Origin of the sequence: Pseudoduganella sp. LjRoot289 (genome assembly GCF_964252925.1) — a bacterium.
GTDB lineage: Bacteria > Pseudomonadota > Gammaproteobacteria > Burkholderiales > Burkholderiaceae_D > Rugamonas.
The window spans coordinates 6,394,045-6,412,389 of sequence record NZ_CAXUPN020000001.1 but is presented as its reverse complement, the minus strand read 5'-3'; the positions used below and the strand labels follow the sequence as shown (position 1 = coordinate 6,412,389).

Below are 18,345 nucleotides of genomic sequence, written 5' to 3'. Positions count from 1 at the left end.
ACTAGGGTAGCATGCTGCTTCCCCCATCGACGGCTGAAAGGAGTGGACATGAACGGCACTTCCAAGTGGATCGACATCGCAGGCGCGGACGGCACTTTCGGCGCCTACCTGGCGCTGCCCCGCAGCGCCAACGGCAAGGCCGGCGGCCCCGGCATCGTGCTGCTGCAGGAGATATTCGGCGTCAACGAACACATCCGCAGCGTGGCCGAGCAGTACGCCGCCGACGGCTACGTGGTGCTGGCGCCGGACCTGTTCTGGCGCCAGGGAGCACGCATCGAACTGGGCTATGGCGACGAGGACTGGAAGCGCGCCGTGGCGCTGAAAAGCGCCAGCAATATCGACCAGGCGCAGGCCGACATCCACGCCGCCGCGCTGGCGCTGCGCGCCCTGCCCGGCGTGGACGCCAAGATCGCCTCGCTCGGCTTCTGCTACGGCGGCCTGCTGTCCTACCACGCGGCCGCCAACGGCCACGTCGACGCGGCCATCGCCTACTACGGCGGCGGCATCCAGAACGCGCTGCAGCGCGCCGACCAGATCCGCGTGCCGCTGATGATGCACTTCGGCGGCAAGGACAGCTACATCCCGCACGACGCCGTGAAAAAGATCGCCGAGCGCTTCGACGACCGCGACAACATCGAAGTGCACGTCTACACCGAGGCCGAGCACGGTTTCAATTGCAACCACCGCGCCACTTACCGGCAGCAACCCGCCGCGCTGGCGCACGGCCATTCGCTGGTATTCCTCAGCGAGACGCTGTAGCGCCCCGCTGGCCTGTGGTGCCCCCCCCCTACTGTGCACCTCTCCCCTATGGCGCATAGTACAGCGCCCCGCGCAGCGGCATACTAGGCCATCGCATTTTGGAGAATCGCATGAGCCCCCAAGCCCCCGCACCCGATCCGGTGTTAATCCTGATCAACGGCTGTTTCCACACCGTCGATAAATCCCAGCCGCAGGCCAGCGCCGTGGCCATCCAGGGCGGCCGCTTCCTGGCCGTCGGCGACCCCGACGAGGTGATGCGCCACCGCACCCCCACCAGCCAGGTGATCGACCTGAACGGGCGCAGCGTGGTGCCCGGCCTGAACGACTCGCACACGCACCTGATACGCGGCGGCCTGAATTACAACCTGGAACTGCGCTGGGAAGGCGTGCCTTCGCTGGCCGACGCGCTGCGCATGCTCAAGGAACAGGCGCTGCGCACGCCCAGCCCGCAGTGGGTGCGCGTGGTGGGCGGCTGGAACGAATTCCAGTTCGCCGAAAAGCGCATGCCGACCTTGGACGAGATCAACGCGGCCGCGCCCGACACGCCGGTATTCGTGCTGCACCTGTACGACCGCGCGCTGCTGAACCGCGCCGCGCTGCGCGTGGTCGGCTACGGCAAGGACACGCCGAACCCGCCCGGCGGCGAAATCCAGCGCGACGCCTCCGGCAACCCGACCGGCATGCTGATCGCCCGTCCCAACGCGATGATACTGTACGCCACCCTGGCCAAGGGCCCCAAGCTGCCGCTGGACCTGCAGGTCAATTCCACGCGCCAGTTCATGCGCGAGCTGAACCGCCTGGGCGTGACCAGCGCCATCGACGCCGGCGGCGGCTTCCAGAACTACCCGGAGGACTATTCGGTGGTGGACCAGCTGGCGCGCGACGGGCAGCTCACCATCCGCATCGCCTACAACCTGTTCACGCAGAACAAGGGCAAGGAACTGGCCGACTTCGAGAGGTGGACCGACATGGTCACGCCCGGCCAGGGCAGCGACTTCTTCCGCCACAACGGCGCCGGCGAAATGCTGGTGTTCTCGGCGGCCGACTTCGAGGACTTCCTGGAACCGCGTCCGGACCTGTCGCCGGACATGGAGGCCGAGCTGGAAAAAGTCGTGCGCCACCTGGTCGAGAAACGCTGGCCCTTCCGCCTGCACGCCACCTACGACGAATCGATTTCGCGCATGCTCGACGTGTTCGAAAAGGTCAACCGCGACATCCCCTTCGGCGACCTGCACTGGATGTTCGACCACGCCGAAACCATCAGCCCGCGCAACATCGAGCGCGTGAAGGCGCTCAACGGCGGCATCGCCATCCAGCACCGCATGGCCTTCCAGGGCGAGTACTTCGTCGAGCGCTATGGCAGCGAGGCGGCCAAGGCCACCCCGCCCATCAAGCGCATGCTGGAGAGCGGCGTGCCGGTCGGCGCCGGCACGGACGCCACCCGCGTGGCCAGCTACAATCCGTGGACCGCGCTGTACTGGCTGGTGTCCGGCCGCACCGTGGGCGGCCTGCGCCTGTACGACGCCGGCGCCAAGCTGTCGCGCGACACCGCCATCGAACTGTGGACGGCCGGCAGCGCCTGGTTCTCCAGCGAGCAGGGCAAGAAAGGCCGCATCCAGGAAGGCATGCTGGCCGATCTGGCCGTGCTGTCGGCCGACTTCTTCACGGTGGACGAGGAAGCCATCAAGTCCATCGAGTCGGTGCTGACCATCGTCGGCGGCAAGATCGTCTACGGCCAGGCCGAGTTCACCAAGCTGGCGCCGCCGGCCATACCCGTGCTGCCGGACTGGTCGCCGGCGGCGTCCACGCCGGGCCACTGGCGCCGGTCCGCCCCCGCGCCGGCCCAGCCCGCCGCGCTGGCGCACCAGTGCCAGGGGCCCTGCGGCGTGCACGCGCACGCGCACGACCGGGCCCGCAAGTCGGCGGTGCCCATTTCGGACTACAGCGGCTTCTGGGGCGCGCTGGGCTGCAGCTGCTTCGCATTCTGAGGAGGATGGCATGAACTACACCAAAATCGCACTGGGGCTGGCGCTGTCCTTCGTGGTCGGCATGGGCTGCAAGCTGTTCGGCATACCCGCCGCATCGCCGCCCGTGCTCAGCGGCGCACTGCTGGTCTTCGCAATGAGCAGCGGCTACTGGCTGGCCGACCGCTACCTCTGCAAAGGCGAGGCGAAAAACAAGAAGAACTGCGGCGGCCATGCGCTCGAGCAGCCGGCAGGCGGCGAGGCCGCGAAATGAGCCCGCTGCTGACAGGTGCGCTGCTGGGGCTGGCCGTAGGCGCGGTCTGCCGCTGGTTCGACATTCCCTCCCCTTCGCCGCCGACGCCGGTGGGCGCGCTGCTGGTGGTGGCGATGACAGGCGGCTACGTGGTCGCCGGACTGCTCTAAGCGGAGGCGGCGGAAAAGCGGCCACAGATAAAGCTGGCCGCGTTTGCGCCTGCGCAAACGACGCGCAGATCGTGCGCGCCGTCCTTTGCGCCGCCTCGCTACAATGGCCTTCTGCCGCAAAGCGGCTACGGAGGCAATCATGCGCTTAAGTTCGCTTAAAGTGGTGGCAACACCCCTCGTCCTGTCCCTCTGCCTGGCCTGCGTCACATCCTGCGGCGGCGGCGAGGAAATGGCGGCAGCCCCGGCGCCGGTCGTCAACCCTACCCAGCCCACACCGTCCGCCACGCCCGCCACCGTGCAGCTGGGCCTGCAATCCGTGGCCAGCGGCCTGAGCCAGCCGACTTTTTTGACCGCGCCGGCCGGCGACAGCCGGCTGTTCATTGTCGAGCGGCCGGGCCGCATCCGCATCGTGGCCAACGGCACGCTGCTGCCCACGCCCTTCCTCGACATGGCGGCCAAGACCAGCACCGATGGCGAACGCGGCCTGCTGTCGATGGCCTTCCACCCGCAATATGCGCAGAACGGCAGCTTCTTCGTCTACTACACCGACACCAACGGCGACATCGCCGTTGACCGCATGAAAGTGTCGACCAGCAACGCCAACCTGGCCAACCCGGCCACCACCGGCCGCGTCATCACCATCCCGCACCGCGACTTCAACAACCACAACGGCGGCCAGCTGGCCTTCGGGCCGGACGGCTACCTCTACCTCGCCACCGGTGACGGCGGCGGCGCCGGCGATCCGCAAGGCAATGCGCAGAACCTGAATTCGCTGCTGGGCAAGGTCCTGCGGCTGGACGTGGGCATCGTCGTCCCCGGCCTGACGTACGGCATCCCGTCCGGCAATCCCTACGCGGGCCAGGCCGGACGGCGCGGCGAGATCTGGGCCTCGGGTGTGCGCAACCCGTGGCGCTTCTCCTTCGACCGCAGCGACGGCCTGCTCTACATCGCCGACGTGGGCCAGGACGCGCGCGAGGAAGTGGACGTGGCGCCCGCCACCCAGGCCGGCCTGAACTACGGCTGGAACATCATGGAGGGCAAGGCCTGCTACAACGCCGCCAGCTGCAACCGCAGCGGCCTGACCCTGCCCGCCTTCGATTACGAGCAGGGCACCGGCAACGTGAACGGCTGCTCGATCACCGGCGGCTATGTGTACCGGGGCGCGGCCATTCCCGAGCTGGCGGGCACCTATTTTTATTCGGACTTCTGCAAGGGATTCCTGAAGAGTTTCACCTACCGCAACGGCGCGGCGGGCAACAACCAGGACTGGGCAATCGACAGCATCGGCAACGTGCTGTCCTTCGGCCAGGACAGCCAGGGCGAGCTGTACATGCTGGCCGGCGGCGGCCAGATTTACCGCATCGTCCGGCGCGCGCGTTAAAATGGCGGGCAACGCAACCCGCCCCTACCGTCATGGCCCGCCTGAAATTAGAGTTCCCGGAAGACCAGTTCTACTTTTCCACCCAGCTGACCGTCCGCGTCACCGACATCAACGGCGCCAACCATTTGGCCAACGATTCGATGATTTCGATGATCTCGGAGGCGCGCGCGCGCTTCCTGTACGACTTCGGCGTGCGCGAGACGGAGGCCGACGGCACCGGCATCATCGTCACCGACCTGGCGACGACCTACAAGGCGGAGGCGCATGCGCGCGACCATTTGCTGTTCGAAGTCGGCGTGATGGATTTCAACAAGTACGGCGGCGACATCACCTTCCGCATCACGCGCCCGCAAGACCAGGCGCTGGTGGCCATGGCCAAGTCGGGCTTCGTGTTTTTCAACTACAAGAGCAGCCAGGTGGTGCCCATGCCGGAGGATTTCCTGGCCAAGTTCCCGAGGGTGAACTGGCTGGATTGATGCGTGTACTTTCAGTCCCCCAAGGCCTCTTCTTTCCGTCAATCAGTATTTCATTTGGCAGGTCTTGTACCGGTTGTCGACCATGTAGGAATTGGTCAGCGTGCGCTTAGTCTTGTTGACAACCAAATTGATGAATTCATCGCCGCACTTGGGTGTTAACGGTAAAAACTTCTTTTCTTTCAGCGAATACAAGTACACCTGGTAGATCTGGTATGTCCCCATGCCGTCGTCTAGGTGAGAGACTGAAAAGTCCTTGTGACCGTCGAAGTTGTAGTCTTCGACACTGATCTTCAATTTTTTTTCGGTTTCCACCTCGATAGTGTCGCTTGCATCGATCTCGGGGCCGCTCAACTTGAGTTGCACTGCCGGTCCATTGATAAGCAACACCGCTTCCACACCTTTCGAGGGTGAGAAGGAGATCCTGTCCGCGGCGCAGGCGGGTGCGCTAGGTGAAAGGCTCACAGCGGAAATCACCAGCACAAGCGTAAATAATTTCTTTCCACCTTGCATATCATGTCCTTGAAAAATTAACAGTAATGGCGACCTTTGGCGGTGGCAATGCTATTTGGCGCGTCACATCGACCGAAGTGTCTTCCGTCAGATAGCGCATCAAATACACGGCGTAGTCTACGCGCCGCCAAGCGACGCATGCCCGGCCTGCGGTGGCGGTTTGCGCCAGCTGGGCGAAGACGTTGCAGAACAGTTGGAGTTCGTGCCGGCCAGCTTCCGCGTGATCCGCCATGTGCGCCCCAAGCTGGCTTGCTCCTGCTGCGACGCGATCGTGCAAGCGTCGGCACCGAGCCGGCCGATCGAGCGCGGCATTGCCGGCCCCGGCCTTCTGGCACACGTGCTGGTGGCCAAGTTCGCCGACCACCTGCCGTTGTACCGGCAGTCCTTGATTTACGCCCGCGAAGGCGTCGATTTGGACCGCGCCCTACTGGCGAGCTGGGTCGGCGCGGCCAGCGCGCTGCTGCGCCCCTTAGTCGACGCCATTCGGCGCCATGTATTGGCTGCCGCCAAGCTGCATGCCGACGACACGCCGATTCCGGTGCTAGCGCCCGGAAACGGCAAAACCAAGACAGCGCGCCTGTCGACCTATGTGCGCGATGACCGGCACGCCAGCGACATCACGCCGCCGGCGGTATGGTTCGCCTACACGCCGGACCGCAAAGGCATCCATCCGCAGACCCACTTGGCCCGGTTCGAAGGCGTACTGCAAGCGGATGCGTACGCGGGCTTCAACGCCTTGTTCGAAGACGGCGTGTTCCGTGAGGCGGCATGCTGGGCGCACGCGCGACGCAAGTTCTACGATCTGCACGCGGCGCGGCCGACCGCGCTGACCACTGAGGCGCTGCGCCGCATCGCCGAACTGTATGTGTCGAAGCCGAGATCCGGGGCAAGCCACCCGATCAACGACGACAAGTTCGGCAAACCCGTTCGCGCCCCTTACTCGACGACCTGGAACGCTGGCTGCGCACCACGCTCGACACCCTGTCGCGCAAGTCCGACACGGCGGCAGCAATCCAGTACTCGCACAAACTCTGGCCGGCGCTGCTGCGCTACTGCGACGACGGCGCCATCGAGATCGACAACTCGGCGGCCGAACGCGCCCTGCGCGGCGTTGCAATAGGCCGCCGCAACCGATTTGGAATCGACAATTCTGACTTCACTCGACGTAGAGTTCGCTCAAATCCGACAGTGTCGTGGTAACGCAAGAGCACCACGTCGTCACGCCACATGGGCGACTGTTGACTGACGAAGCCATACGCTTGGGCGTGGCGATAGAATTGGGATCAAGGCGAGCATGCGCGCCGTGGCAGTGCTGGGACGGATGGTCCCAAGATTCCGTTGAGCGATCAGCTCACCCCGGAAACGCACGATGGCTCGATCTGCCATGCGTTCAGGGAAGTGGCGCCAGTCCAGCTCCTCCGCCTCAAGCCAGCCAGCATACGCGCCTAAATGCTTCATAAGGCTGGTGCCCGTCTTAATGTGTCCGCCAGCGGTGCTCGTCGCCTTTGTCAGCGCCCAGTGGTTCGCCTCGGACCAAGGTTCGCCGTTTGCCCAGAAGATCTGCGGGAGATCAACTACCGGCTTGCCAAGTCTATCAACCTCCCAGCGCACACAACCGTACTTCACAAGCTCTCGCATGGGTTGGAACTGAATAGTTTCCAGGTTCGCCATCAATGCCCCCGCACTGACGAGCCCGACGAGAGCACTGGTTGAATTTCCAGTGTCCGTGGAGCCAGACAGGCTAATGCGAGCCCAATACCCATGCTTCGCGCCCCCCGTGACGTGCCCACGCCAGAAAGCCGAGTGCGTCGCCTTCGCTTCGCCGCCTTAGCCATGAGTAACTCCGGTCAACAACCGCATGCCTGTTTTGAGTGTCCATGGTACGGCTGTGAATGGTTAGGCGTCAATGGCATTCAACTCGCGGTTGTTTTCCACCCAGCTGACCGTCCGCGTCACCGACATCAACGGCGCCAACCATTTGGCCAGCGATTCGATGATTTCGATGATCTCGGAGGCGCGCGCGCGCTTCCTGTACGACTTTGGCGTGCGCGAGACGGAGGCCGACGGCACCGGCATCATCGTCACCGACCTGGCGACGACCTACAAGGCGGAGGCGCATGCGCGCGACCATTTGCTGTTCGAAGTCGGCGTGATGGATTTCAACAAGTACGGCGGCGACATCACCTTCCGCATCACGCGCCCGCAAGACCAGGCGCTGGTGGCCATGGCCAAGTCGGGCTTCGTGTTTTTCAACTACAAGAGCAGCCAGGTGGTGCCCATGCCGGAGGATTTGCTGGCCAAGTTCCCGAGGGTGAACTGGCTGGATTGACCCGCGCGTGCAGCTTCAGGCCGCCGCCTGCTCGTTTGCGTCGCCGGACCGGTTTGCCGGGACCCTGGAAATAAGGAAGCGATCCGCGCCGGCATAGACCTTTCTATATCGCAAATAGCCAGCGATGTCCCAGTCTTCGCGCTCTTCGGTCCGCATACGCGGAACCTTTCCGGTTTTGGTGTACTCACGCGCAGCGGCAGCCTGCTCGTCACTGAGGCCGCTTGTTTTAACACCGCCGCCGTCTTGATAAGCCGACGCGGCTTCTTCATCGCGCAAGGTCTGTGCCCATTTCTCGAGCAATTTCAGGGCTTTCTGTTCGCTATCGGCCGCCGACAGCGAAATCTTGAACCAGGCCCGCGAGTCATGGACGTACTCGTCGAAGAACTGCACGGCGGCATCCGGCAACGGTGGTTCCGTCTTCCACCAACGGGCGATTTCCTTCCATTCGTTGTGCTTCTCGTTTTCGAAGCCGGCGACCTGGACGTCGTTTTGCGAGCTATTGCCGTTCTTGCTCATCCATTTTTCAAACGCCGCGATCTCGTCATCCAGCTCCAGGTAGGCGCTCTGCAAGTCATTCTTGTCGAAGTTCGTGGCGCGCTGGAAGCTGACACTCGTCGTGACCGGCCGGCTGCCCTTCATGCGCCGCGCCCTGTGGTACATGATGCGCAGCCTGGTTTGCTCGCGCATGATCTCGGTAAAACTCGGATGCACGTCGCCTTTGGGTTTTGCCTGGCAAATCGCCAGATAGCTGTTCAAAGAATTGATCACAGCCGGCGTCACGGCAAAACGCTTTTTCACAATATCACTGGCCAGTTCCAGCTTCAGGGGCACCCCGGCCAGGCGTGCCGCGCGGTACATATGGATCAATGGAATGCGCGCCAGCATGTCGGCGCCATCGGGATCAACGCCCCGGCCTTGTTCAGTCGGGCAATATCCGGAGCCGATGTCGGAGTGCACACCCGGCATGACGATCTCTTCGCAGTTCTCGGACATCCCCCCCTTGACCGAGATGGAGTCCACCGGAAAACTGCGGCGTATCTCATGCGCCGCCACCAGGTGCAGGCACTTTATTCCTTCCGGTATGCGCAGGTTGTCTTCCGCATCCGCCCACGCGCCGTGCCCATCGAAAATCCTGCCCCAGAACTTGTTGCCATAACTATTCCCAAGGCCGACGGACGCGACGGTGTCGAAGATGCCCAGGAAGTCAAACTCGACGGGAAAGCCGCCCAGCGTCATGCCGTTCTTCCCGCAAAGCTGCGCGTCGAGCTTGCACATGGACATGAGCCAGTTCGTGAATGCCCTGGCCTGCGTCGCCCCCCGCGAGAACCCAAAAACAGAGATGAAAATCGTCTTTACGATTGCGGGATCGGTCTTTGCGGGTTTGCCGTCCTTGTTGGGCCAATGCTGGGAGACGGCCGCATGCAGCTGCTCCAGCCATTCGATCAATATCTTCTGGGTGCTCTCATTCTCTTTATCGTTTGGACCGGGCTGCTCGTGCCGGCGGTTGAGCGGCATTTGAGCCCGATGCCACTTGCTCAAGTCCATGCGGTGCACGAGCGATGCGGCCTCCGTCGATGTGATCAGCACGCGTCCCATGAAATAGCGATGGACGTTGTTGATCGCCTGGATCAGTGCCCACGCGATCCTTGCCTGCCCTCCCCGGCCGGTGCCGGCACCGAGCGTCTCGGTAAAGCCTTCCCCGTCATCGCCGACTTCCTTGAACGGCGAGGCGACACCCGGGATGTAGGCTTTGAAAAAGTGAGTGAACTGTTCTTTCTTGTAGCTCCAGTCCATGGCGGCGGGCAGGACGCCAGGAACGCTGAGACCGGGGTAGCAATCGTACAGCCGCACCACATTGGAGTAGTTCTTTCCCTCTTCCGCTTTTACGTAGTTATTCTTTGTACCGTCGAAGAAGAATCCAAAGAACAAATTGGTATTGCATGACTCGCCGGGAACGCCGAATTTTGGCTGTTCCCTCGACTCCTTCTGCTTCAGTGCAAATTCTCTTTCTTCATTTGTAAAAAGTACTTCAATATTCGACGCATCTAGAAATGCAATTGGAACTGCAGGCAATAATGCGGCGGTCATGGCTTGGCCTCACGCAGCGTCTTAACCTTGGCCTCCCCTGCGCTCAAGTTGGCTTCGTAACTCTCCTGGAGCCAGCGAATAAAATTTGGATCCGTAGGGCCACTGAAGCGCGCGATATCTTTTCGCCTATATTTTTCGCCTAACGCCCATGCGACACCCGAATATTTCTCAGGGTTTTCTGCCAAATTACTAAGCGCTTGCTTCGAAGATCTCACATCGGATTCCGCGAGTGACAAAAACAATGCCCATCTTTCACGCCTATATTCCAACGAAGGCACCGGCCAACCTTTGACTTTGCCTGGCCATTTTTCATGGTTCGGCTGGTAGTCGCTTGAAACCACATCCACAGTACCGTCCGGTTGGCGCAGCACCCACAGCTCGCCCGGTTTGCCATCTACGTAAGGTGGAACCTCAACCACAAAAACCTGCTTCACCTCTGGTAGCTTCTTGTCTGCCGTCTCCTTCAGCCAATGCACAGAATTGACTTTGATCTTGATGCCCGGCTGCCATTCCTTGGGTAGGTCGTAGCAGCAGACCGTGCCGCCAGCGGCGAAGCGATCCACCAACTCGCCCGCGCTTGGCCCCTTATTGTCGTTTGGATCCTCCACGGAAAAGCTGAAGGTCTCGTTGCTGTAATTAACGCCGTGCACGCTGACCGAAATTGTGGATTTCGCCAAAGCAAATACAGCAGGTGTGGCGAGCAAGCACACAAGCAACGCTCGCTTTGCAATACTGCGGAACAGAGATCCCGTATTCATATCCATCATCATCACAATCCCCTTATTTAGCAACGACGCGCCACTCGTCGCGCGCATCGGGTGCTTCAATCTTGTCCATCTGCTTGCCTCTACGGACGAGGTCCACCACCCATTTGAAGCGGTCAGCGTTTGCCAACTCACGCGCATTTGCCATGGCCAGCGCTTGCGCGACGGTCGCATAAGCCTGAGATCGTTTTCCTTCCAGCCGCTGTCCACGGTAGTCCAGCTGTACGATCATCTCGTCTGCTTCGCTGTCGCTGACCATGCGGCCAAACTGTTCGTTGTCCAGCTTCTGCGGTCTTTCCTGTATAGCGTGGGCAACGCCCGGCAGCGTCAGCGACTGCCAGATGCCCTGCCGACCGATGTAATTCCATCGCACGGCCGGGCCTGCGAATTCACCTTGCTGCCGGGGCGTCAGGGCGCCAAAAATTCCCGGCAGCCGGCGCGTGTCAGGGAAGCGAAAATTGAAGCGCTGCCCGTCGTTCTCTACAACGCACCATGCGGCCAACCTTGCCACCAGTTGCCCCAATGTTTCGGCCGTCTCAAGAACGCTGACCATGGGCCATCCGCTGCAGTTCCTCAACAAATCTTTCATGACCTGCTGACCTTGCGGATAGCGCAGGACAAAGGGAGATGCATCTTTAACCGCCTCCGAACATGCCGGCAGCGTTTCGAACAGCAGCGACACGGCATGGTCCCCCAGGGCGCTGATGAAGCGGCGCTGCAAGCCAGGTACAAAGACGCCGTCGATCAGCAAATACAGTTGCCGTCCATCCCTCAGTTCGTCCGCCCAACTATCCAGTTCATCCAGCCAGCCGGCTTCAAATTCATCAATAAACATGCTTACTCGATTGCTGTAAACGCAGCCGCAGCTGCCAATGATTTCTTCAGGCACGCGAGGCATATGCTGCTTGGCAGCGCAGGCATCGGGTAACTAAGCTGGGCTGGCCCAGTAAAGCTCTTCTTGCCGGCGTGGACGACAATCTTGCCCGGGCACTGCACGGTGATGTTGCCGCCTTCTATCGTGATATTGGCCCCGCCCGCCGTCGACAGCTTGATGCTTTTCGCGGCGGACCAATCGATGTGGGCGGCGGCACTGACGACCGTTAAGTCGTCGCGCGATTGCACCTTGATCTGGTCGAGTTGCGCCTGCACATCAATCGCGTCCTGGGCCGCGATGAACTGCAGGCCAACGCCACCTTCGCCAGCAGCGACCGCGCCGCCCAGCACGCCTATCGCCTGCCGGCTGTGCACGCGCATCTGTCCGCCCGTGGCGAACTGGCTGTCGCCGCCGCTCATCACCGTGGCGGTTTCGCCGTTGGCCAGTTGCACATCGTGCCCGGCGGTCACGCCCAGGCCTGCCTTGGCGGAGATCGCGATCACCGAATCCGTGCTGTGCGGCAGCTTGCCGTCGCCGGGCGCGGTGTTCTTGTCGGCGGCGTCGGCCCTGGCGCTGGCGAGCGCGTCGCCGGCGACCATGCCGGACACGGCTGTCAGCATCGCCGCCAGCGGCGCGGCCTTGTCGTCCAGGACGCTGCTTGCGGCCTTCTTCGTACCGGTATGACCGGCCAGCGCCACCGTTTCGTGCTTCTTGGCCGCGTCGCTGAAGGTCTCGGCTATCTTGACGGCCTGCTTCAGCAGCGCGATGCCGGCGCCGTTGTCGCCCGCCGGTTCGCGCGCGCCCGCCGCGTGGGCGATCTTGTAGCTGCTTACCAGCAGGCCTGCTCCGGCGCGCACCACGCCGTAAGCGTCGGTGCGCAGTTCCGCGCCCTGGCCGCGCAGGCTGCCACGGTGGTTGTCGGCATGATGGATCAGGTGGCCAAGATTGAGTTCGCTGGCCGCGTGGCTGCTCTTGAGCTGGACGCGGCCTTGCGCGTCGGTGTCGTCGAACAGCAGCTGGTTGTAGCCGCTGCCGCCGAATTCCTTGCTGCGTACGCCCCACTGCGCGGCGTTGCTGCGGTGGCCGGCGCTGTCGGCCGAGGCGCCGTGCCATAGCGGGCTGTTTCCGCCGGCCAGGTTGCCCTGCCCCGCCACGGCGTGGTCGTGCGCCTTGCCGAACGGCTGCTCTCCATCTCCCTCGTCGGCCTGCCCGCCCGGCGTGCGCGCAACGCCGCCTTCGCCCTGCCCGTTGTACAGCGCGCCGACCACGACGGGCCGGTCGATGTCGTTCTCGATGAATTGCACCAGCACTTCCTGGCCGATGCGCGGCAGGAACTGGAAGCCCATGCCGCCGCCGGCCGAGCGCTGCGCCACGCGCACCCAGCAGGTGGCGTCGCCGCTGTCCTGCCAGTGGAAGCGGATGCGCACGCGGCCCAGCCGGTCGCAATAGATTTCGTCCACGCCGTTCGGGCTGTCGCCGCCCTCCGGGCCCACCACGATGGCCGTTTGCGCGCCGCGCGCGGTCGGGCGCGGATGGCTGCGGCCGTCGCTGCCAGGCAGTTGCGGGCGCCACGGCAGTTCGGAAGCAATGGCCTCGAAGCTGTTGGCGTAGCCGCTGCCGGACGCCTGCTCGATGACTTGCGCGAAGCCGGCCGCATCGTCCGGCGGCACGCTTTCCAACAGCAGTTCAGGAATGGGGCCGAACAGTTCGGCGAGCGCCTGCGCCGCCGGCAGCGGCAGATTGTTGACGCCGACGCTGCGCACGCGCACCACGGTATAGGCCGGATCTTCGCCGCCCTGTTGCAGCGGGCTTCCTGTGACGGTGATGGAGGTGCCGGCGCGCAAGGTGCGCACCGTGGAGCGGCCGCGCCAGGACTGGGCGCGCGCCTCGCGGCCCTGCATCTGCAAGTCGGCGTAGCGCTGCGCCTGGGCGCCGCTGGCGTAGTGGTATTGGCCGGGCGCGTCGTAGCATTCCACCGCCGGCCCGCTGATCCCCTTCATGCGCGACAATGAGCTCGAACCATACACGCGCTTGCCCTTGTAGTCGTAGCTCAGCAGCGTGGTCATGGCGACGCTGGTGGCGCGCTTCGCCTGCAGGGACTGGATCGTGTCCTGCTGCTCGCCGGCGCGCGCGCCGTGGAAGCGGATGCCGCCGCCGGCTTCGCTGCTGGCGTCTTCGGGCACCGCGCAGCGCCGGCTGCTGTCGGCGAACAGCACCATCTGCGCGCCGTCCGCGTCCTGTTCGAAGCGCCACGCCAGGCCTTCCTCGGCCAGCAGGCGCTCGACAAAAGCCAGGTCGGATTCGCGGTACTGGCAGCAATAGCTGCGCGGGACGGCGTCGGCCATGAAGGAGGCGGTTTCCTCGCTCCAGCGCCAGCGCGCCAGCGGCATATAGGCGCCGAACACGTCGTCGACGATGTCGGGCACGCTCTTGTCTTGCCATACGCGGCTGTTGCGCACCTCGCCGAGCCGCCACACCCAAGGGGTCAGGCGCAGGCGGTAGCGGGTGTAAGCGCCATTGCTGCCCAACATGGCCACCCGCGTAACGTCGCCGCTGAAGCTGGCGCGGCTGCCGTCGGCCAGGCTGATCTCCAGCGTGGCGGGCTGGCCCAGCAGAGACCTGCGGTCGAGGTGGGCGCTGGTGGAGAGCACGATCACGTCGCGCGGGCCGGTGCCCTGCAATGCGTCGTCGGCGGCGAAGGCCTCGACCAGCAAGCCGCTGGCGCCGAGGTCCTGCCCGCCGTCGCCCAGCGTCAGCGCGTACAGGCGGTTGTCGCTGGAGAACTGCGCCAGGGCGGCGGTAATTTGGGCCGAAATCGCTTGCATGTTGCAACTGTGAACTAGTTAAATATTCGACAATTTACTACATTCAACAAGTTCCGGTCGCACTCTTGATGGCGGCGCCGGCCGGCGTTTCCCTACCCTCGCACCCCGCGCACTTTCACGCCAAAGGTCTTGGCGAACCACTCGTCCACCATCTGTTTTTCGAAGCGCAGCGATTCGTTGGAATTGATCATGCTGGCGTGGTCCATATAGCTCATGTCGGCTAGCTTGGCGTCGCCGCTTTTCAGCACTTTGCCATCCTGCACCAGGCTGTAGCGCAGTTCCATGCGCGGCCAGTCGGCGCTGCCGCGCAGCACGCGGATTTCGTTGCCGCTGCGGCGCATGTGGTCGATGCGGCCGGCCAGGTCCAGGTCGGTCACTTCCACTTTCAGCTCCTGCCCTGCGGGTAGCAGCTTGCCCAGTTCGGCGAAATGGTCGCTTAAATCCTGCAGCACCCGCTCCCGGTCAATCTTCGAGAACGGCATGTCGAGGAATTTGTCGGGCTCGACGTAGGTGACGCTGGCGCCGGCCCAGGCACCGCCGCAGCCCAGAATGGCAAGGGCGGCAAAGGTGATGCGTATAGAGCGCATGATGATGATCCTTTCATTTGAAACACATCGGATCATTTCAATATACTCTGTTCGCCCTGCCTTGCCGCCCGTTGAAACGATTTCTTACTTAGTGCCTGGCTGCCGAATCAGCTGCAGATCAGCTACCGATCCTGCCGCCGTCATTTTTGGTGATGACGATGGTCGCCGAGCGCGGGCGCTTGCCCGCGCCGTAGCCGGCACTGGCCGGCCACTGGCTGGTGTACTTGGCTGGATCGGCGATGTTGGCTTGGTTGGTGCCCTCGCCAGGATGCTGGATGTTGACGAACAGCGCCTTGCCGTCCGGCGTTTCGCAGATGCCGGTCAGCTCGCAATCGACCGGGCCGACCAGGAAGCGCTTCAGGGTGTCCGGCGTAGGCGTTTTGCCGACATAGGTGTCCACCGCCAGGGTGCCGGTGCCGCTGGTCGGGTAGGTCAGCGTGACTTTCTTGCCGTCGCCAACCTGGCCCGGCAGCGCGGCCAGCATCATGCAATTGGTGACGTCGGTATAGGCGCCGTCATCGGTCTGGATCCAGCAGATGCCGGTCGACGGGCTGAAGGCCAGGCCGTCCGGGCTGGAGAAGTCCTGGTCCGAGGTCAGGTTCGACAGGTTGATCTTGCCCGCGTCCGCGCCGGATTCAGCGCCGAACAGGTAGACGTCCCAGGTGAAGGCCACTGCGGTGGAGCCGGCCGCGCCTTCCTTCAGACGCAGGATGTGGCCGTTCGGATTGCCGTTCTGCGAGACCGTGCCCTTCATGTCGGTGTAGGCGCGCGGGTTGGCGGCGTCCGGCACCAGCGCCGAGGAACTGCTCGGGGTGGCGGTACGGTTGCTGTTGTTGGTCAGCGAGAAGTACACTTCGCCGTTGGCCGGGTTGACCGAGCACCATTCCGGGCGGTCCATCTTGGTCGCGCCCACCGCGTCGCCAGCCAGGCGGGCGTTGACCAGCACGTCGGCCTGGTCGGCGAATTTGTAGCCGGCGTAGGCGGCGATCAGCGGATTGGCGATGCTCAGCTCGATCCAGCTGCCGGAACCGTCGGCGGCGAATTTCGCCACGTACAGCTTGCCCGAATCGAGGTATTTGTCGCCGGTGGCCAGCAGGTCGGCCGGTGTCGCGTCGGCCGCGCTCCAGACGGCGGTCGAGACGAATTTGTAGATGTATTCGTTGCGCGAATCGTCGCCCATGTAGACCGCCAGCGCCTGTCCCGCCACCGCTTTGCCGAAGGCGGCGCTCTCGTGCGCGTAGCGGCCCAGCGCGGTGCGCTTCTTGACGGCCTTGGCCTTGTTGTACGGATCGGCTTCGACGATGTAGCCCATGCCGTTCATTTCGTTGCGGTAGTCGTCGCTGCCGTCCGCGGACACGCCCAGCTTGCTGTTGTTCCAGCGCGCGTACTTGTCGTCGCTGCCGCCGCTTTCCCAGCCGTGGCGCGAGGCGGCGCCCTGGCTGCGGCCGTAGCGGTTGAGCGAGGCGACGCTCTTGTCGCTGCCGCGCGCGGCGTTGTCGGCCGCGCCGCGCGTGAAGTAGCCGGACCAGTTTTCTTCGCCGGACACGAAGCTGCCCCACGGGGTCTTGCCGGTGCCGCAGTTGTTCAGGGTGCCGCGCGTCTTGGCGGCATCCTTGGAGTACTTGGTCACCAGCAGCGCGTTGCCGCGCACCGGACCGGAGATCTCGCATTCGGTCAAGCAGGTGACGCGGCGGTTGAAGGTTGAATCCTGGACGTATTCCCACTTGGCGCCGCTCTTGCGCACTTCGACCATGGACAGGCCGTGCAGCGCAGTTTCACGGTCCACTTCGGCGGCCGGACGCGGCAGCGTGTTGGTGCCGCCGTTGGCGTGGATGAAGAAGGACGACAGCTGCTGGTTGGTGGTCGCCTCGTGGTTCACGGCCAGGATGCCGCGCTCGACGGCGGACGCCGACGGTTTGCCGTCGGCGCCCAGGCCGAAGAATTCCATGCCGTCGTGGTGGTCGCCGGCGCGGCTCTCGAAGTCGGCGTCGGTGCCGTCATTCTTGAAGGCGGTGGCAGTGGCGGTCAGCGGATCGCCCAGCGCGTACAGCACGCTGGCGGTGTAGCCGGCGGGCACCACGACCACGTCGGCCAGGCTCTTGGCGACGGCGGTAAAGCCGAGCAGCTTTTCAGCCGGCGGCACAGGCGTGACCGGAGCAATCGGCAGGGTGGCAGCCGGCGCGTCGTTGTTGCTGCCGCAGGCGCTCAGGCCCAGGGTACCCAGCATGACGCTGGCGGCGCTGGCGGCACCGCCGCGCAGCAGGTTGCGGCGGCTGATACGCTGCTCCAGCACGGCGCTGAAATGTTCGTTCGGGGTATCGTTGTAGCCGATCTCGTCGGCGTCTATGGATGCTGGCACGCGGTCTTTGCTGTTCATGTTCTTTGTCTGTAGAGTGGAAGGGCTGCAACGCCGGCCATTCTATGCAAGAAAAATGACAACATTGTGACGCTCGATAGCGCTCCGCCGCTTGGTGCGCGAGCGCACGGCGGCCGCATCCGCTTGCGCGCACACTGCAAGCTCCCGACCCAGGAGCTGCCATGCCCGAAGGCCCGTCCATCGTCATCCTCAAGGAACAGGCGGCCGGCTTCACCGGCCGTACCATCGCCGCCGCCAGCGGCAACAGCAAGGCGGTGGACTTCGCCCGCCTGCCGGGCCAGCCCATCGTGTCGCTGCGCAGCTGGGGCAAGCATTTCCTGATCGAATTGCCGGAACTGGTATTGCGCATCCATTTCCTGCTGTTCGGCAGCTACCTCATCAACGAGCGCAAGGACGCGCAACTGCGTCTCGGCCTGCAATTCGACGACGGCGCCGAACTCAACTTCTACACCTGCGCGGTCAAGCAACTGGAACTGGCCGAATGCTCCCTGGACCAGCTCTACGATTGGCGCGCCGATGTCATGTCGGACCAGTGGAGCGCGGCGCTGGCGCTGAAGAAGCTGCGCGCCGTGCCGGACAAGCTCGCATGCGACGCCCTGCTGGACCAGCATATTTTTTCCGGCGTGGGGAATATTATCAAGAACGAAGTATTGTTTCGCTTGCGCATACACCCCTTGTCGCGGGTCGGCGCCCTGCCGGCGGCGAAGCTGCGGGAACTGGTAAAACAGGCCCGTCTGTACAGTTTTGAATTCAAGGCGTGGAAACAGGCTTTCGTCCTAAGACAGCACTGGCTGGTGCATACGCGGACGCAGTGTCCACGCTGCAATATCCCTCTGGCGAAGGGCCATCTAGGGACGACCAAACGCCGAAGTTTCTATTGTGAAAATTGTCAAAAGCTATATTAAAATACGGCATGGCAGCAGGTTTGTTGTTTAGCGTAACTGTAATGATTATTGCCAGTTGTTAATTCGCAGGATGTCGGACTACA

General features: G+C 63.4%; 16 protein-coding genes and 1 pseudogene. 9 read left to right on the top strand and 8 right to left on the bottom strand.

Annotated elements, in window-relative coordinates:
* Nucleotides 1-48: 48 nt before the first annotated feature.
* The 6 genes from ACSQ8Y_RS27630 (at nucleotide 49) to ACSQ8Y_RS27605 (ending at nucleotide 5,003) form a co-directional block, all read left to right on the top strand.
* Entirely contained in the window at nucleotides 49-759 is a 711-nt protein-coding gene (locus ACSQ8Y_RS27630; RefSeq protein WP_436269579.1) for a dienelactone hydrolase family protein, read from the top strand.
* 110 nt (nucleotides 760-869) lie between these two features.
* Entirely contained in the window at nucleotides 870-2,747 is a 1,878-nt protein-coding gene (locus ACSQ8Y_RS27625) for an amidohydrolase (RefSeq protein WP_436269578.1), read from the top strand.
* Nucleotides 2,748-2,757: 10 nt separating this feature from the next.
* Nucleotides 2,758-2,997, top strand: a complete 240-nt coding sequence (locus ACSQ8Y_RS27620) for a DUF1427 family protein (RefSeq protein ID WP_436269577.1) — start codon at nucleotides 2,758-2,760, stop codon at nucleotides 2,995-2,997.
* Nucleotides 2,994-3,146 carry a DUF1427 family protein gene (locus ACSQ8Y_RS27615; protein ID WP_436269576.1) on the top strand — a complete coding sequence of 51 codons (153 nt, stop codon included), beginning with the start codon at nucleotides 2,994-2,996 and terminating at the stop codon, nucleotides 3,144-3,146. The genes ACSQ8Y_RS27620 and ACSQ8Y_RS27615 overlap by 4 nt, the downstream gene beginning before the upstream one ends.
* Nucleotides 3,147-3,285: 139 nt before the next feature.
* Entirely contained in the window at nucleotides 3,286-4,527 is a 1,242-nt protein-coding gene (locus tag ACSQ8Y_RS27610; protein WP_436269575.1) for a PQQ-dependent sugar dehydrogenase, read from the top strand.
* A 32-nt stretch (nucleotides 4,528-4,559) separates the two neighbouring features.
* Complete coding sequence (locus ACSQ8Y_RS27605) at nucleotides 4,560-5,003, top strand: thioesterase family protein (RefSeq protein ID WP_436269574.1); 444 nt, start codon at nucleotides 4,560-4,562, stop codon at nucleotides 5,001-5,003.
* Between the two features lie 42 nt (nucleotides 5,004-5,045).
* Here the strand turns inward: ACSQ8Y_RS27605 and ACSQ8Y_RS27600 are convergent, their stop codons facing one another.
* Nucleotides 5,046-5,513, bottom strand: a complete 468-nt coding sequence (locus ACSQ8Y_RS27600; protein ID WP_436269573.1) for an XAC2610-related protein — start codon at nucleotides 5,511-5,513, stop codon at nucleotides 5,046-5,048.
* A 124-nt stretch (nucleotides 5,514-5,637) separates the two neighbouring features.
* Here ACSQ8Y_RS27600 and tnpC point away from each other — a divergent pair.
* Nucleotides 5,638-6,662: pseudogene (gene tnpC, locus ACSQ8Y_RS27595) on the top strand (IS66 family transposase); the annotation flags it as partial.
* A 69-nt stretch (nucleotides 6,663-6,731) separates the two neighbouring features.
* Here the strand turns inward: tnpC and ACSQ8Y_RS27590 are convergent.
* Nucleotides 6,732-7,184 (bottom strand): hypothetical protein, encoded by a 453-nt coding sequence (locus tag ACSQ8Y_RS27590; RefSeq protein WP_436269572.1) that lies wholly within the window; start codon nucleotides 7,182-7,184, stop codon nucleotides 6,732-6,734.
* A gap of 235 nt (nucleotides 7,185-7,419) precedes the next feature.
* On the opposite strand from ACSQ8Y_RS27590, the gene ACSQ8Y_RS27585 reads away from it, so the two are divergent.
* The gene (locus tag ACSQ8Y_RS27585) at nucleotides 7,420-7,842 is read left to right on the top strand and encodes a thioesterase family protein (RefSeq protein ID WP_436269571.1); all 423 of its coding nucleotides are present in this window, start codon (nucleotides 7,420-7,422) and stop codon (nucleotides 7,840-7,842) included.
* A gap of 15 nt (nucleotides 7,843-7,857) precedes the next feature.
* On the opposite strand, the gene ACSQ8Y_RS27580 is transcribed toward ACSQ8Y_RS27585, so the two are convergent.
* The 6 genes from ACSQ8Y_RS27580 to ACSQ8Y_RS27555 form a co-directional block, all read right to left on the bottom strand.
* Nucleotides 7,858-9,930 (bottom strand): T6SS phospholipase effector Tle1-like catalytic domain-containing protein, encoded by a 2,073-nt coding sequence (locus ACSQ8Y_RS27580; protein ID WP_436269570.1) that lies wholly within the window; start codon nucleotides 9,928-9,930, stop codon nucleotides 7,858-7,860.
* Entirely contained in the window at nucleotides 9,927-10,700 is a 774-nt protein-coding gene (locus ACSQ8Y_RS27575; protein ID WP_436269569.1) for a DUF3304 domain-containing protein, read from the bottom strand. Before ACSQ8Y_RS27575 ends, ACSQ8Y_RS27580 begins: the two co-directional genes overlap by 4 nt.
* Before the next feature lie 10 nt (nucleotides 10,701-10,710).
* Entirely contained in the window at nucleotides 10,711-11,529 is an 819-nt protein-coding gene (locus ACSQ8Y_RS27570) for a DUF4123 domain-containing protein (protein WP_436269568.1), read from the bottom strand.
* Nucleotides 11,530-11,531: 2 nt separating this feature from the next.
* On the bottom strand, nucleotides 11,532-14,393 hold the full coding sequence (locus tag ACSQ8Y_RS27565; protein WP_436269567.1) for a type VI secretion system Vgr family protein: 2,862 nt from the start codon (nucleotides 14,391-14,393) through the stop codon (nucleotides 11,532-11,534).
* 92 nt (nucleotides 14,394-14,485) lie between these two features.
* Nucleotides 14,486-14,980, bottom strand: a complete 495-nt coding sequence (locus ACSQ8Y_RS27560; RefSeq protein WP_436269566.1) for a DUF3016 domain-containing protein — start codon at nucleotides 14,978-14,980, stop codon at nucleotides 14,486-14,488.
* Nucleotides 14,981-15,098: 118 nt separating this feature from the next.
* Nucleotides 15,099-17,357, bottom strand: coding sequence for a PhoX family protein (locus ACSQ8Y_RS27555; RefSeq protein ID WP_436269565.1), 2,259 nt, complete (start codon nucleotides 17,355-17,357; stop codon nucleotides 15,099-15,101).
* Between the two features lie 161 nt (nucleotides 17,358-17,518).
* On the opposite strand from ACSQ8Y_RS27555, the gene ACSQ8Y_RS27550 reads away from it, so the two are divergent.
* The gene (locus ACSQ8Y_RS27550) at nucleotides 17,519-18,262 is read left to right on the top strand and encodes a DNA-formamidopyrimidine glycosylase family protein (protein ID WP_436269564.1); all 744 of its coding nucleotides are present in this window, start codon (nucleotides 17,519-17,521) and stop codon (nucleotides 18,260-18,262) included.
* The last annotated feature ends 83 nt before the right edge of the window (nucleotides 18,263-18,345 follow it).

Excerpts from the sequence above, each read along its gene's own strand:
- ACSQ8Y_RS27625 (WP_436269578.1), top strand. The coding sequence starts at position 870 with ATGAGCCCCCAAGCCCCCGCACCCGATCCGGTGTTAATCCTGATCAAC.
- ACSQ8Y_RS27605 (WP_436269574.1), top strand. The coding sequence starts at position 4,560 with ATGGCCCGCCTGAAATTAGAGTTCCCGGAAGACCAGTTCTACTTTTCC.
- ACSQ8Y_RS27550 (WP_436269564.1), top strand. The coding sequence starts at position 17,519 with ATGCCCGAAGGCCCGTCCATCGTCATCCTCAAGGAACAGGCGGCCGGC.
- ACSQ8Y_RS27600 (WP_436269573.1), bottom strand. The coding sequence starts at position 5,513 with ATGCAAGGTGGAAAGAAATTATTTACGCTTGTGCTGGTGATTTCCGCT.
- ACSQ8Y_RS27590 (WP_436269572.1), bottom strand. The coding sequence starts at position 7,184 with ATGGCGAACCTGGAAACTATTCAGTTCCAACCCATGCGAGAGCTTGTG.
- ACSQ8Y_RS27630 (WP_436269579.1), top strand. The coding sequence starts at position 49 with ATGAACGGCACTTCCAAGTGGATCGACATCGCAGGCGCGGACGGCACT.
- ACSQ8Y_RS27565 (WP_436269567.1), bottom strand. The coding sequence starts at position 14,393 with ATGCAAGCGATTTCGGCCCAAATTACCGCCGCCCTGGCGCAGTTCTCC.
- ACSQ8Y_RS27585 (WP_436269571.1), top strand. The coding sequence starts at position 7,420 with ATGGCATTCAACTCGCGGTTGTTTTCCACCCAGCTGACCGTCCGCGTC.
- ACSQ8Y_RS27560 (WP_436269566.1), bottom strand. The coding sequence starts at position 14,980 with ATGCGCTCTATACGCATCACCTTTGCCGCCCTTGCCATTCTGGGCTGC.
- ACSQ8Y_RS27580 (WP_436269570.1), bottom strand. The coding sequence starts at position 9,930 with ATGACCGCCGCATTATTGCCTGCAGTTCCAATTGCATTTCTAGATGCG.
- ACSQ8Y_RS27615 (WP_436269576.1), top strand. The coding sequence starts at position 2,994 with ATGAGCCCGCTGCTGACAGGTGCGCTGCTGGGGCTGGCCGTAGGCGCG.
- ACSQ8Y_RS27620 (WP_436269577.1), top strand. The coding sequence starts at position 2,758 with ATGAACTACACCAAAATCGCACTGGGGCTGGCGCTGTCCTTCGTGGTC.
- ACSQ8Y_RS27575 (WP_436269569.1), bottom strand. The coding sequence starts at position 10,700 with ATGATGATGGATATGAATACGGGATCTCTGTTCCGCAGTATTGCAAAG.
- ACSQ8Y_RS27570 (WP_436269568.1), bottom strand. The coding sequence starts at position 11,529 with ATGTTTATTGATGAATTTGAAGCCGGCTGGCTGGATGAACTGGATAGT.
- ACSQ8Y_RS27555 (WP_436269565.1), bottom strand. The coding sequence starts at position 17,357 with ATGAACAGCAAAGACCGCGTGCCAGCATCCATAGACGCCGACGAGATC.
- ACSQ8Y_RS27610 (WP_436269575.1), top strand. The coding sequence starts at position 3,286 with ATGCGCTTAAGTTCGCTTAAAGTGGTGGCAACACCCCTCGTCCTGTCC.